At 39.4% G+C, this 14,112-nt stretch carries 7 protein-coding genes; 4 read left to right on the top strand and 3 right to left on the bottom strand.

Annotated features, from left to right (window positions below):
• Nucleotides 1–68: 68 nt before the first annotated feature.
• Nucleotides 69–1,112, bottom strand: a complete 1,044-nt coding sequence (locus V7K73_RS13060) for a nitrilase-related carbon-nitrogen hydrolase (RefSeq protein ID WP_334880539.1) — start codon at nucleotides 1,110–1,112, stop codon at nucleotides 69–71.
• Between the two features lie 435 nt (nucleotides 1,113–1,547).
• Between V7K73_RS13060 and V7K73_RS13055 the strand changes: the two genes are divergently transcribed.
• Nucleotides 1,548–2,504, top strand: coding sequence for an NmrA family NAD(P)-binding protein (locus V7K73_RS13055; RefSeq protein ID WP_334880538.1), 957 nt, complete (start codon nucleotides 1,548–1,550; stop codon nucleotides 2,502–2,504).
• A 5-nt stretch (nucleotides 2,505–2,509) separates the two neighbouring features.
• Here the strand turns inward: V7K73_RS13055 and V7K73_RS13050 are convergent, their stop codons facing one another.
• Nucleotides 2,510–2,680, bottom strand: coding sequence for a hypothetical protein (locus tag V7K73_RS13050; RefSeq protein WP_334880536.1), 171 nt, complete (start codon nucleotides 2,678–2,680; stop codon nucleotides 2,510–2,512).
• A 185-nt stretch (nucleotides 2,681–2,865) separates the two neighbouring features.
• On the opposite strand from V7K73_RS13050, the gene V7K73_RS13045 reads away from it, so the two are divergent.
• A complete protein-coding gene (locus V7K73_RS13045; RefSeq protein ID WP_334880534.1) occupies nucleotides 2,866–3,360 on the top strand; it encodes a hypothetical protein in 495 nt (164 codons plus the stop codon).
• A 146-nt stretch (nucleotides 3,361–3,506) separates the two neighbouring features.
• On the top strand, nucleotides 3,507–5,111 hold the full coding sequence (locus V7K73_RS13040; RefSeq protein WP_334880532.1) for a sensor histidine kinase: 1,605 nt from the start codon (nucleotides 3,507–3,509) through the stop codon (nucleotides 5,109–5,111).
• A gap of 382 nt (nucleotides 5,112–5,493) precedes the next feature.
• On the opposite strand, the gene pbpC is transcribed toward V7K73_RS13040, so the two are convergent.
• Nucleotides 5,494–7,869, bottom strand: a complete 2,376-nt coding sequence (gene pbpC / locus V7K73_RS13035; protein ID WP_334880530.1) for a penicillin-binding protein 1C — start codon at nucleotides 7,867–7,869, stop codon at nucleotides 5,494–5,496.
• Between the two features lie 481 nt (nucleotides 7,870–8,350).
• Here pbpC and V7K73_RS13030 point away from each other — a divergent pair, with 481 nt between their 5' ends.
• Nucleotides 8,351–14,050, top strand: coding sequence for an alpha-2-macroglobulin family protein (locus V7K73_RS13030; protein WP_442936760.1), 5,700 nt, complete (start codon nucleotides 8,351–8,353; stop codon nucleotides 14,048–14,050).
• The last annotated feature ends 62 nt before the right edge of the window (nucleotides 14,051–14,112 follow it).

Raw genomic sequence — 14,112 nt, 5'->3', positions numbered from 1 at the left:
TCATTTGTCATTGGGCATTGATTATTAATTCTTCTCCCCCTGCTCCCCCTGCTCCCCCACTCCCCAATTCAAATTATCCCCAGTTTGGCTAACCGTTCAATGGTGGCTTGCTGCGTTTGGAGGAAGTGTTTGCGGTCTACTTCTCCCTCCAGCATAGTATTAGGTGGGTAAAAGTGTGATTGGCGATAACTTTCGGCGTATAGTTCAAATCGTTGGCGGGCAAGTAAATTATTTAACCCTGGTCGGCGGCGATCGCGGCGTAATGCTCCTAAATCAATCTCTGCAAATGCTGCCATGCTCTCACCTGCACCTGTCTCTGCTAATACTATTCCGCGATGGTCAATGATTTTAGAGCCACCATCAGCCGAAGCAATGGGGATAGCAATATTAGCGATGCCTGCGGTATTGGCTGAAACTACGTAAGCCATGTTTTCGACGGCGCGAGTGATTTTTGCCGCGTCTTTGGGGGTGAGGTTTTTGTTATACACTTCTGAGGTGGAATGGACAAAAATCTCCGCTCCTCGCATCGCCAGACACCGCGCCACTTCTGGATACAAAATTTCTTCTGATGCTAAAGCTGCCAAATTACCGATCTCCGTTTTGGCTACGGGGAAAACTCCCTCTAAACCATAGCAGTCAAGATATTTATCCCAAACATCATGGGGTGTAGGAGCAAATAAGGAATTTAGCCGCCGATATCGCAAAATAATTGAGCCAGAGGGGTCAAGAATAAAGCAGGTTTGAAAGTACAAGCCGGGGAAGTTGGGGTCAAGTTCGTAGGCATTACCAGCCAAAAATATTTTATGCTTTTGGGCAATTTTACCAAGTGCTTCATACTCAGCACCAGCCATTTCTATACAAGCTTTTTCTGCCCATCCTAAGAGAGAATCTCCCATCGGGAAACCACTCAGGAAATATTCTGGCAGTACAATTAAACGACAATCGAAGCCGATGAAAGCGATACTAGCAGCAATTTGTTGAGCTAGGCGGTTGATCGAGTTTTGCATGAGCCTACGCGCTTGTTGGCGATCGCTTGTTTGGTTGACTGCATGACAGGTAACTTGCAGCGCCAAAGCGCGGAATGAGTTGAGATTATCGGTATTATTGTCCAAAATTCCTCACCAAATTCTATAGAATGCGATTGCCACCCCAGAGAGATCGTACAAGTTTATCTGTCAATTCAGATCAAAATAGGGGTATGGCGCAATGCCCATTGATGTCAACTTAACGTGAAAGCGTTGTCTTGCAAGGAACTAAAGTTCCTCTCTTATAGCTAAAGTCATCTCTTGATGACTAAATATCCCCAAAAATTTTTAGTCTACTTCAGTAGACTTGAGCTATGAGCCATGAACTTCAGTTCAGGGCGGGTGAGAAAGCCAACAGATAAGCCATTTCTAGACTTAAGTTGACACCAATGGTCAATGCTATGAGAAATCTATATCTATCAGGATTTTCGTGAATTGGTATAAGTGGCGTGAAATTATTGTTTGCTTCTCTTGTCTTTGGATAAACTTAATTTAAATGAATAACTCCAGGTAGAAGAGAGAATGTCAAATTTCCCCGATCGCACAGAGTCAAACACTGATAAAGTTTTACTCATCGGAGTTACTGGCGGCACAGGTGGAAATGTCATTAAGGGATTTCTCGAACAGGGAGTTACAAAGATGCGAGTCATCACTAGAGAAATTGACCTTAATCGTCCCTCCTTGGCAAAACTCAACGATGCTGGAGTTGAACTGGTAAAAGCCAACCTCGACGATGAAGCCTCCCTCATAGCAGCCTTTACAGGGATTTCGGCTGTTTACTGCCATGCTACTTCTGCGGACTCCGCTAAAATTGACCCGCTAGAGGTGGATAGAGCAAGGCGAGTTGCACAAGTTGCAAAACTTGCTGACATTAAGCACTTTGTCTACAATGGAGCGGGTGGGGCAGACAGGAATTCAGGAATCCCCCGCATTGAGCAAAAGTACCAAGTGGAGCAAATTCTTAAAGAAGCTGGCTTACCGACTACCATGTTGCGAGCTTGCTTGTTTATGGAAGAGTTTTGGAAGAAGTACACGCGACCTTCCATCCTCAAAGGTAGTTTCCCATTTTCTATTCAGCCAAACAAGCCCCTTCATCTAATTACAACCAAAGATATGGGCCGCGTTGCTGCTTACGTAATTAAACATCCCACCAAGTATATTGGTCAAGAAATTGAGCTAGCTGGCGATGTGCTGACTCCTCTTGAAATGGCAGAGGCATTCTCTCAGGCGCAGGGGATGAAAGTTGTCTACAAAGAGACACCCGCCTGGATTTTCTTAATCTTGCTGCAAAAGGAACTGTTCGATTTGATTCAGTGGTATCGCAAGCAAGGTTATCAAGCCGATGTCTGGCGTTTACGAGAACAGGAGTTTCCTGGACTTCTGACTACATTTAGGGAATTTCTCGCAGAAACCAACTGGGCAAATGCCGAACTCACCTACGAGAGTCTGCGATCGCCTACCCCATCAATTAAACCATGATAAAGCTATTGCAGCAACAGACTTAAGTAGACGCGCAGAATCAAATATAATCCTGTCACTTTCAGTAGAAGGTAAACGCCGTGGCTTCCCATAGGGTAGTGAAACAAAGCGGTTAGAGGGTTTTGAGATGTACCGCTCTGCGATCGCGTACCCACACTTTCCAGTGGCGATCGCAATCACATATCAGTTCATTTAGATGCCTTTGCCTTTACTCTAAATTCAGTAATAATACTGTAGCTTCATGCAAAATAGTTTTTCTTATACTTAATTGTAAAAATAAAAATAATTTTCTCCGTAAATATAGACAAATCAGAATAAAAACAAATACTAATAAGTTAGTTCTTTTGTTATTAGTATACCTATGGCTTTCGATTTAGATGAAACTTTCCAAGTAGACATAGCTGAAATGAATTTAAAACAAGTACATTCAGCAATATTTAGTTTACATCAACCAAAAATACCTTTCGTAATTTGGTTACTAGAAAACCCTAATAGCCTATTGGCGTTACCTGGAAAAATTAGTCTGCGCCATCATGATTATATTCACATACTTTTAGGTAGAGGTATTTCTCCTCCAGATGAAGCTTTTGTAATTGGATTTACAATGGGTAATGACTTAAAGACTAATCAACTACATCTATTCATTTATAAAATTTTTGCTAGATTTATATATCCATATCCTTATAATTTATCGATATCAGATTTAATAAATTTTAATTTAGGTTTTTGTTATGGTAGAAAAATTAAAATCAAACAAATAAATGAAATAAACTTTAATATTTATCAAGATAAAACCATAGGGTATTTAAGAAATCTTTTCGGGATTAATCCTGATGAAATAAAACTTAAATATTAATTTTGGTTAATCGCTAATAGTACTTACGCATCAAGTACGAAATGTAGGAGTAATTCATGAATTGCCCCTATGAAAAATCAAGGTTTTCAGTGCATTGAAAGCGTAAGCCATAACTAATTAACATTTATCTAAAAAATATTATAAAAATGCACCTGTCTAATAAACTCAGATTCGTTCCCTCTCAAATAGTACCTATAACGTTACTACTGACATTAGTCTTGTTTATTCCTCAAATTTGCCTGAATTGGCAAGCATATTATAATTTTAATAGTATTACTAAACATGAATTTAAACTCCAAATTCTGAGTGATGAAATTACTTATCTTGATGAAGTCTTAACGATGTCAGCACGCATGAATGCTGCTACAGGAAAAATTATTTGGGAAGAACGCTATCGCCAATTTGAACCTAAACTCGATCTTGCTATTAAAGAATCTATTAAACTGGCTCCTAAAGTATATGAAAATGAGGATGCTAAAAAAGTTGATGCTGCTAATCAGCGGTTAGTAGCAATGGAAGATAAATCTTTTGAATTAGTTAAAAATAATCAAAAAGAGATGGCAGAAATATTACTTTCTAACCGGGAGTATGAAAATCAAAAACAAATTTATGCTGATGGTGTTGCTAAAAGAAAGCGTAATATATCACTTCAGTTACAGCAGAAAGTTGATGATTATTACAAAAGAATGTTTTGGGCAATTTTAGAATCTATTATAAGTTTAGCAATGCTGATTCCGGCATGGCTTTTAGTATTACATTTATTACAGCAATACTTAAAAGCTAAGAAAGTTGCTCAAGCCGCCTTAGAAGAAACGAACTATAGGTTAGAAATGCAAGTTGCAGAGAGAACGGCAAAATTAAAACAAAAAAATAATCAATTACAACAGACACTGCAAGAATTGCAACAGGCTCAAGTACAACTTATTCAAACTGAAAAAATGTCCTCATTAGGTCAGCTAGTTGCTGGTGTTGCTCATGAAATTAATAATCCAGTTAATTTCATTTATGGTAACCTGATGCATATTAGAGAATATAGTCAGGACTTACTAAATTTAATTAACCTGTATCAGCAACAAAAATTTAATTACAACCCAGAACTAAATAGTCTGATTAATGAGATAGATTTAGAGTTTATTATTGATGATCTACCGAAAATATTATCCTCAATGGCAGTTGGTACTGACCGCATTCGTGAGATTGTACTAACTTTGCGGAACTTCTCGCGTCTTGATGAAGCAGAAATGAAACCTGTTGATATTCATGAAGGAATTGATAGCACTCTATTAATTTTACAATATCGTCTCAAAGCAAACAATAAACAGCAGGAAATTGCAATAATCAAAGACTATGGTGATTTACCGCTTGTTGAATGTTATGCAGGCGGACTAAATCAGGTATTTATGAATATCTTAAGTAATGCTATCGATGCTTTATATGAATGGGAAGAAGAGTGTTTGAAAAAAGAGGCTAAAAAACACCTTAGCTCAATTATTGTCCATACTCAAGTTAAGAATGAAGAGTATGTGATTATTAGTATTAAAGATAATGGGCCAGGAATACCAGAGAAAGTTAAGGCTAAATTGTTTGATCCTTTCTTTACTACTAAACCTATAGGTAAAGGCACTGGCTTAGGATTATCTATTAGTTACCAGATTATAGTAGATAAGCACAAAGGAAAAATCGAGTGTATTTCTGCACCTGGTAAGGGTACAGAGTTTTTGATTGAGATTCCGATTAAGCAGATGCGGTAAGCAAATATATGCACTGTGCAGCTTAAGCAAACGCTATTGATAAGTAAGTGGGTCAAATTAAATATAAAACCTCACCCTGCCTCCGGCTTCCCTCTCCAAAATATCGGAGAGGGATTGAGGGTGAGGTTTTATCTTATGTTTAATTACGTCTACCTACTTATAGCTAGCTTTTCCTAATCAAATAAGGTACATAATAGCCCCCTCTTCGCTTGCGGGGAGGGGGTTCGGGGTGGGGTTCAGTAGCTACTCACTGAGAAGCACTATATTATTTGTGGTCATACCTTTGACATAATTTTGCAATGGCTTTGTCAATACGATCTGCAATAGTTTACTCATCAAACTGTTTAACGGAACTAGGCAGGTAATCCCTGCCTTTTTTTCTTTATGGACTATTCTCCTTTACCTGAGAATTACTAATAGAAAAGCCTCGATGCGTAGGTTTAATCCTAGCTAATTCTACCTGAAAAGTTACCTTGTCGGTCATTTCCCCGCTTCTTGCTTCTAAAGTCCACTTACCAGGACGCAAATTCCAAAATAAATAATTAGCTGAGTTTGTATTTAGCTTTTCTCCGTTTAGCCGCCATTCAACAGGCGCAGATTTATTTCCGCCTAATTTAAATTCGAGTTTTTGCTTCGCTTCTTCACCTGGATACAGTAAAAATAAATCGCCATGATGCGGAGATAAAATTCTCAAATTGGTAGAAACAAGACTCGATTGCTGTTGTTTTGCCAACCACTCATCATACTCTGGTGGTAAATTGAATTCATTGTCACCTTCGTAGGCAATTTTATCTTTTGGATAGAAATATTCCTGCACGACTGAGGTACAATCTGGTGTTGGTCTTAACCCCGAAATTGCACAAATAGGTAGTTGCACTAAACCTTCTGGAGGTGGAAAACCTGCTGGTTCTTGATGTTCGTGCAGGTGTAACATAATTCGATTCCACAAGGGTGCAGCCCCGGTAACACCTGAAACCTGACGCATCGGTTCGCCGTTGAAATTGCCTACCCAAGTAGCGACGGTGTAATCTGTGGTGAAGCCAACTGTCCAAGTATCACGAAAATTGGAAGAAGTGCCAGTTTTAACAGCAACCGGAAAAGGTAAATTTAATAATGAGTCTACACCAAATGCTGTTGCACGAGCATGGTTGTCACTAAGTATGTTGGTGATTAATTGCCAGATTGTCGCCGAATTTTGGATTTTAGATTTGGGATTTTGGATTGGGGAATCGGAAAATCTGCTTACTAAAGGGGTAGCATCTCCGAGTCGTGCCATAGTAACGTAAGCTCTAGCTAATTCCCATAGACTAACTTCGCCGCTACCGAGAGTTAAACCCAAACCGTAATGTTCTGGAGTTTGATTGAGGTGTTCAAATCCCAGTTGATGCAGACGTTCTAAGAAAGTTTCTACACCTACTTTTTCTAAAACCCTGACTGCGGGGACATTTAGGGAATTTGCTAAAGCGATTCGCACCCGCACTGGGCCAAGGAAGCGTTCGGTATAATCTGTGGGGCTATAAAGTTTCGCGCCGGGAATGGCATAATGTGCCGGTACATCTGCCAAAATGGTATTTGGGCGAATTAAATCTTTTTCTAAAGCTAATTCATAGACAAAAGGCTTGAGAGTAGATCCTGGTTGACGTAGCGCCTGTACTCCATCATTGCGTCCTAGTTTGGCTTCGTTAAAGTAATCAGGTGAACCGACATAAGCCAAAACTTCGCCAGTGTGGTTGTCAATTACCAACGCAGCTGCATCATGGACATTGTTAGCGGCGAGAGAAGAAATTACGTGCTGTACCTGTGCTTCGACAAACTGCTGTAATGGGCGATTTATAGTCGTGCGGATAACCGATTTATCCCCCCAACCTCCCTTAAAAAGGGAGGCTTGATTCTCCGCTTTGTAAGGAGGGCTAGGGGGAATTTGATTGGCTAACCAAAATAAAAAGTGTGGTGCGGCGATAATTCCGCGTTGGCGAGATTGAAACACAACTTTTTCGGCGGATGTTCGGGCTGCGTAGCTTGCCGCCGTAGGCATCGCATCACTAATATACTCATCGCGTACCATACGATTGAGGACGTATTTTTGTCGCTGCTTCAATCGTTCCCAATGCTGGTAAGGGTTAAAATATGTGGGATTATTAGGAATAGCAGCTAACAAACTAGCTTGGGCAAGATTCAACTCACTAGCTGGGATGGAAAAATAAGTCTGCGCGGCTGCTTCCACACCATATATATTCCCTCCCATTGGTAGGCGATTGATATATGCAGCCAAAATTTCATCTTTGCTCATCCCTGCTGCTAACCGCCAAGATAGCCAAATCTCACTTAGTTTACCAGAGAAGCTGCGGGGGACAGGATCTAACATCCGCGCTAACTGCATAGTAATTGTGGAAGCACCGGAAATAATTCGTTTCGCGTGGATAGCTTCTTTGCTGGCGCGGATAATAGCTTTCATATCCAACGCCCCGTGATGGTAAAAGCTGCCATCTTCGGCGGCTAAAATAGCATGGGTAAACTGGGGCGAAACCTGATTTAGTGGGACTACTGATGTATGTTCTTGGTCACGGGTGAGTAATGTTCCTAATGGTAAACCATTGCGATCGCTAAATTGCATTGCCAACTGATTTTGGGCAATATCTGCGGTATGAATGGCTGCAAAATAAGGTAGTAAGCGTACCAATAAGCAGATTAGCAGCACAGCTAGGATAACCTTACTAGTGTGCTTAATTTTGAGTAGCGATCGTAAAATTAGTTTCATCAGGGAATCCCTGCCCAAGAAAACTTACCTTAATTTTGACGTGGCAATTACATCTAAATCAGGAAATATGTCAAATACTTAACAATTAATTTGTTATAACTTAGCATATATAAATTAATATTTGCAGACTTAAATACTTCTTGATAGTTAAGAATTGTAGTGATTTTGCGGAACAATCACACGGTATTGGTTATCTATGTAAATAAACATAGTTAAATCCAATAATTGAGTAAAAAATAATCATCCGCCTTCCCTTATTAATCTTGGCATTGCCAACTCTATGAGGGAATACAAACTTTTATTCGCTATAATTTGTAAATTTTTATTTTGAATTACTAAAAATATGATTATCAGAGTTTTATTCCGTTTCCACCATAAAATTCTTTCTTTCTTCCTTGGCGTACTTGGCGGTTCGTTAAAAAAAATTATTCCTACTTCAAGCCAGAAGAGAAAAATACAGTTTCTTCTTCTCTTTACATTTATGCTAGCGATGACAGGGTGTAATTTTTTTGGTATTAACTCAAATAAAGAACAACTCCCAACAGTATCCGCACTCACCCCACCTAAGCTACCAGACTGGATTGAACAAATTAGTCCCATTGGAGATGCAAAATCTCTTAACCAAATCCGCATCCGTTTTAAAGAAGCTTTAATCCCAGTTGAAAGTCTTGACAGTCCAGAACAGCAGAAAATATTACAAGAATTTGCACTTTGGCCGCCTTTACCTGGTCAATTTCGCTTTTTAACACCGCGCATGGTGGGTTTTCAAGCCGAGAAAGCTTTACCAATAGCAACAAGATTTCAAGTTACCCTCAAAGCGGGTTTAGCCGATTTAAAAAATCATCGACTAGACAAAGATTTACCTTGGACATTTAATACCGAATCTATCAACCTGACTAATTTACCCGGTGTCAATCCCATTGAGAAAGCTGATATCGAACCAATTGATTTACAACAAAAATTACAGTTTACTTCTAATGTAGAATTGGATTTAGCCTCTATACAAAAACATTTACAATTAATCCCCGAAGGTAAAAAGAAAGGTACAGGTTTTAAAGTTGAATTAAACAAAGAAGAAAAACCATTAAAAGATGAAGAACCTTTAGAAAAATTTGACCCTTCAGTACGCAATTGGATTTATAACCTCATCCCCCAGCAAAATCTCGAAAAAGCAACCCCTTATCGGCTAGTATTTTCTCCCGGAATACGTCCTGCTTATGGTAATCTACCTACAGAGAAAGAATTTGCCAGTAAGCTAGCAACTTATTCGCCTTTAGCATTTCAAAAAATTAACTTTTACGGACAGCCAGATGCAGCTGGAACTATTGGAAGATTTCTTAAAGGCAGTCCACAACTAGAATTTAATAACGTCTTAGTGGCAGATTCAGCTAAAGAAAATATTACTATTAATCCAGCACCAAAAGATATTTCGAGAATTCTGCAAATAAACGATGAAGATAAAATTGTCGGCATCAACCCTTACGCGTTAGAACCTGCCAAGACTTATACAATTACTATTGGTGGAAATCTCAAAGATAAATTTGGGCAAACTTTAGGTAAACCTATCACACTTAAATATGATACTGGAGATTTAGCTGGGGATATCTGGGTACCCTCAGATTTGAATATTTTCCCCACAGGTAAAGATTTACAGCTAAATATTAGTACGGGAAATCTCCCAGAATCGAAATATAAAGCAGCTTATCGAGTAGTTAAACCGACAGATTTAGTTTATTTTAATAATGGTAGTGATTTATTACCACAACCTTCTGATTGGCAAAGCTTTAAGGTATCGGGTAAGAAAAATCAATCAGTTGATATTGCTGTTCCTCTGCGAGAAAAAATAAGTGCAGCTACGGGAATGTTAGCTTATGGAGTGCAAGCCCGCACTAATAAATATCAGGAGAATGGGAAGGAACTGTGGCGTGAACCTACAACTTATGGATTGGTTGAATTGACGAATTTGGGCGTATTTACTCAGTGGTTTCCTGAGTCAGGCTTAATTCGCATCAATCATCTTACAGATGGTTCGCCAGTTCAAGCGGCTGCTGTGGAAATTTATCAATCAAAGTTAGAGGCTAAATCTCGCCCCGAACCTGTACCTTGTGCAACGGGTAAAACTGATGAAAATGGAACTTTGACAATTATTCGTGAGCGATTACAGCAATGTTATTCTGGGAATGAAAGTTCTAATAAATCACCACAATTATTAGTAATTACCCGGCAAAATCAAGATTGGGCATTTGCTAGAGTTGAAGAATATAGCGGCATTTATGGCTATGGTATTGATGCAGGCTGGCAAGTTGGTAAACCTGAATCACGCGGGGTAATTTTCTCTGATAGACAGTTATATCAACCAGGTGAAAAAGCTTGGTTAACTGGTTTCGCTGACTTTTTACAAAATGGTATAATCCAACAAGATAAAAATGCTGTTTACCAATTAATTTTGGTTAATCCTGATGGGCAAAAGACTAATTTAGGTACGCAAACGACAAATGAATTTGGTACATTTTCTCTAGAATTGCCCATCAAGACTACTCAGCGCTTAGGCTATTATACAATCCAGGGTAAGGGGAAGAATGGGCAAGAGATTTCTGGAGAATTTCGGGTAGCTGAGTTTAAGCCACCCAATTTTAAAGTCGAACTTAACTTAGATAAAGAATTTGCTTTCATTGACGACAAAGTTAATATTAATGCCACAAGTAATTATTTATTTGGTGCGCCTGTCGAAGGTGGCGAAGCAAAATACTTTATTACTCGCCAGCAAGCTAATTTTGTTCCTAAAGGTTGGGATGAATTTACTTTTGGTAGGCAATGGTTATGGCCAGACGAAACCCCTACTATATCTAGTGATGTCTTACAAACTAATGCCCAGCTAGATGCTAATGGGAAAAGTAGTCAAACTGTGAATGTGGCTAATGATTTACCATATCCGATGACTTACCAGGTGGATGTGCAAGTTGCAGATGTTTCTAATCTATCTGTAGCAAATTCCAAAACTTTTACAGCCTTACCAAGTAATCGCCTCATCGGGTTAAAAAGTAATTTTATCGCTGATGCTGGTAAGGCTTTCCCGATTGAAGTGATTGTTACTGACCCTACAGGAAAAGCGATAACAGGTCAACCCGTGCGGCTGGAATTACAACAGATTAAATACAGCAGCGTCACGCAGTTGCTAGAAGGTAGCCGAACTCCAAAAAATCAAGTTGAATATAAAACAGTCGGACAAGCTGAAATTACATCTGCTAGCAATCCGCAATCGGTAAATTTGACAGCACCCGAATCTGGTTCATACCGGATTCGAGTTAATTTTAGTGACCCAAAAGGCGAATTAACTGCCACAGATTTACAAATTTGGGCAACTGGTGAAAATCCGGTATTTTGGGGTTCTAAAGAAAAAGATGTCTTAGAAGTTAAATTAGATAAAAAAGAGTTTCAACCTGGTGAAACCGCTACTGTATTAATTCAATCTCCCTATCCAGATGCAGAATTGTATTTTGCTGTGATTAAAGACAAACCCCTTTATCAGCAAATTACCAAAACTCAGGGAAGCGCACCACAAATTCAGTTTAAAGTCACGCCAGAAATGCTGCCAAATGCAGCCATTGAAGCTGTCTTAGTCAGACAAGGTAAACCGATAAACCAAGTGGAAGCAGGAAGTTTAGATAACTTGGTGAAGATTGGTTTTGCACCTTTTAAAGTTAACTTAGAAGATAAGTATTTAAAACTGCAAGTTAAGCCAGTGCAAGCATCATTAGAACCTGGTGCAGAAGAAACGGTACAACTGGAACTGAAGGATAATCAAGGCAATCCCACCAAAGGACAGTTTACAGTTATGGTGGTGAATGAAGCAGTGTTACAACTTTCTGGTTATCGTCCGCCAGATTTAGTGGATACAGTTTATGCAGAACAGGTAATACCTACCCGCTTTAACGATAATCGCGCCGATGTAATATTACAACCACAAGATGTAGCTAAACCTAAAGGTTGGGGTTATGGCGGTGGTTTTTCAACTGGTGCAGCCAATACTCGCACTCGCACAGATTTTCAAGCCTTAGCTTACTACAACGGTTCTGTTCTCACCGATGCAAATGGTAATGCACAGATAACCTTTAAATTACCGGATGACTTAACTACATGGCGGGTGATGGCTGTGGCCACAGATGGAAATCTGCGTTTCGGGAATGGAGACGCGACATTTATCACCACAAAGCCACTGCTAACTAATGCCATCTTGCCACAATTTGCCCGTCCAGGCGATCGCATCCTCGCTGGTTTATCTGTAACTAACAACACTGGGAATACAGGAAATCTCTCAATTAATGGCGAACTTAGCGGTAATGTGAAATTTGCTGACAAAAACCCCACAGCTACTTCTTTGCAAACCAAAGCCGAATCCGCAACTCACGCTTATCGCTTTCCAATGTTGGCGGATAGCGTCGGAGTTGGTAAAGTTCGCTTTAGCACTCAGCTAAATGGTACAGCCGCAGATGCTTTTGAAGTTCCTTTAGAAATTAAGCCAATTGAAATTACAGAACAAGTCGTTGAAACTGGTGTAATCCCCCCAAACCCCCTTACGAAAGGGGGGGATGAGGTAAAAATTCCCCTCAATGTTGATAAAAATACCTTCCCTGATGCGGGAGGTTTAGATATTCAGTTGGCGAGTACCTTAATTCCAGAGATTCAAGCACCAGCAAAACAGGTTTTAGGAGATGATGATTTACCGTTTACAGAACCTGCTGCAAGTCAGTTAATGATTACGGCTAATCTGCAAAATCTTACACAAAAATATGGTCAGACATTTTCAGAATTTAATCCTAGCCAACAAGTAAAACAAGCTATTGAAAAATTAAAAAAACTGCAAATAGCAGATGGTGGTTTTGCTGCTTTTCCCGGACAAGAAAAATCTGACCCTTGGGTTTCTTCTTACGCGGGTGAATCTTTGGCTAAAGCTAGTCAGGTGTTCCCTAATTTAGTCGATTCGGCAATGCTGTCTTGCCTCAAAACTTATCTGCAAAAAGTTCTCGCAAACCCTGGAGAATATGACTTTTGCAAACAACTACTATGTAAAAGGCAACTGCAACTTAATGCTTTAATTGCCTTAGCAGAATTGGGGGAAAAACGCAATACTTTTCTCGCAGATATTTATGAACAGCGCAATAACTTTGATTTAGTAACTCAAATTAAACTGGCGCGATACTTATCTCAATTCCCAGAATGGCAAAATGAATCTCAACAATTAGTAAACAAGCTGCAACAGAGTATATATGAAACTGGTCGCACAGCAGTTGTAAGTTTACCAGGTAATTGGGGATGGATGAGTTCATCCACCGCGACGCAAGCGCAAGCAATACGTTTATTTATTGCCAAACAAAGTAAACCCGAAGTTATAGATAAGTTATTCCAAAGTCTTCTCGCATTACGACGGGATGGCACATGGCAAACTAACTATAATAATGCCCAAGCCTTAACAGCTTTGGTAGAATATAGCCAACTGCAACCAACACCACCTAATTTTGTTTCCACAGTCCAATTAGCTGGTAAAAAGTTAAAAGAAAATCACTTTCAAGGCTACAAAAATTCTAGTTTACAGTTAAATGTACCGATGAATCAATTACCTCGTGGGCGTAATGATTTAACACTGCAAAAATCAGGTAATGGCACTTTACACTATCTGGTTGCTTATAATTATCGCTTGCAAGGAAATCAACCAGGTAGATTTAACGGTTTACGCATAACACGAGAAATTAGTCAAGTAAATAAAGAGAAAGTTTTACAAAAAACAGGTATTTACGCTTTCGATAAACCCTTGACTTTAGGCTCTGGACAGGTGTTTGATATTGGTTTAGAAATTATCGCCGATCATTCTGTGGATCATGTGGTGATTAAAGATCCGCTACCATCAGGTTTTGAGGCGGTGGATGCAAGTTTTCAAACTACCACATCTGCATTACAAGCAAAAGCCGATAGTTGGGAACTTGGGTTTAAGAATGTGTACCGCGATCGCATTATCGCCTACGCTGACCATTTGGAACCAGGAGTTTATAGTCTACATTACTTAATCCGTTCTGTTACTCCTGGTACATTTTCTTGGCCTGGTGCCGAAGTTCGCTTGCAATATACACCAGAAGAATTTGGGCGTACTGCTGAGTCTACCTTGGTGGTTGAGGATGGCAAGTAGTAATTGTAGTTTATTGCATTTCTGTAACTGCAATTAAAGTATAATCAAACTAATCACGGTAA

Source organism: Nostoc sp. (assembly GCF_036916975.1).
Classification (GTDB): Bacteria; Cyanobacteriota; Cyanobacteriia; order Cyanobacteriales; family Nostocaceae; genus Nostoc.
Note: the sequence above shows the minus strand (reverse complement) of the source record. Positions and strands in the feature narration are given on the sequence as shown.

Bases quoted from the DNA above. Each gene is read 5' to 3' on its own strand.
- V7K73_RS13045 (WP_334880534.1), top strand. From the start codon at position 2,866: ATGGCTTTCGATTTAGATGAAACTTTCCAAGTAGACATAGCTGAAATG.
- V7K73_RS13055 (WP_334880538.1), top strand. From the start codon at position 1,548: ATGTCAAATTTCCCCGATCGCACAGAGTCAAACACTGATAAAGTTTTA.
- pbpC (WP_334880530.1), bottom strand. From the start codon at position 7,869: ATGAAACTAATTTTACGATCGCTACTCAAAATTAAGCACACTAGTAAG.
- V7K73_RS13030 (WP_442936760.1), top strand. From the start codon at position 8,351: ATGCTAGCGATGACAGGGTGTAATTTTTTTGGTATTAACTCAAATAAA.
- V7K73_RS13040 (WP_334880532.1), top strand. From the start codon at position 3,507: ATGCACCTGTCTAATAAACTCAGATTCGTTCCCTCTCAAATAGTACCT.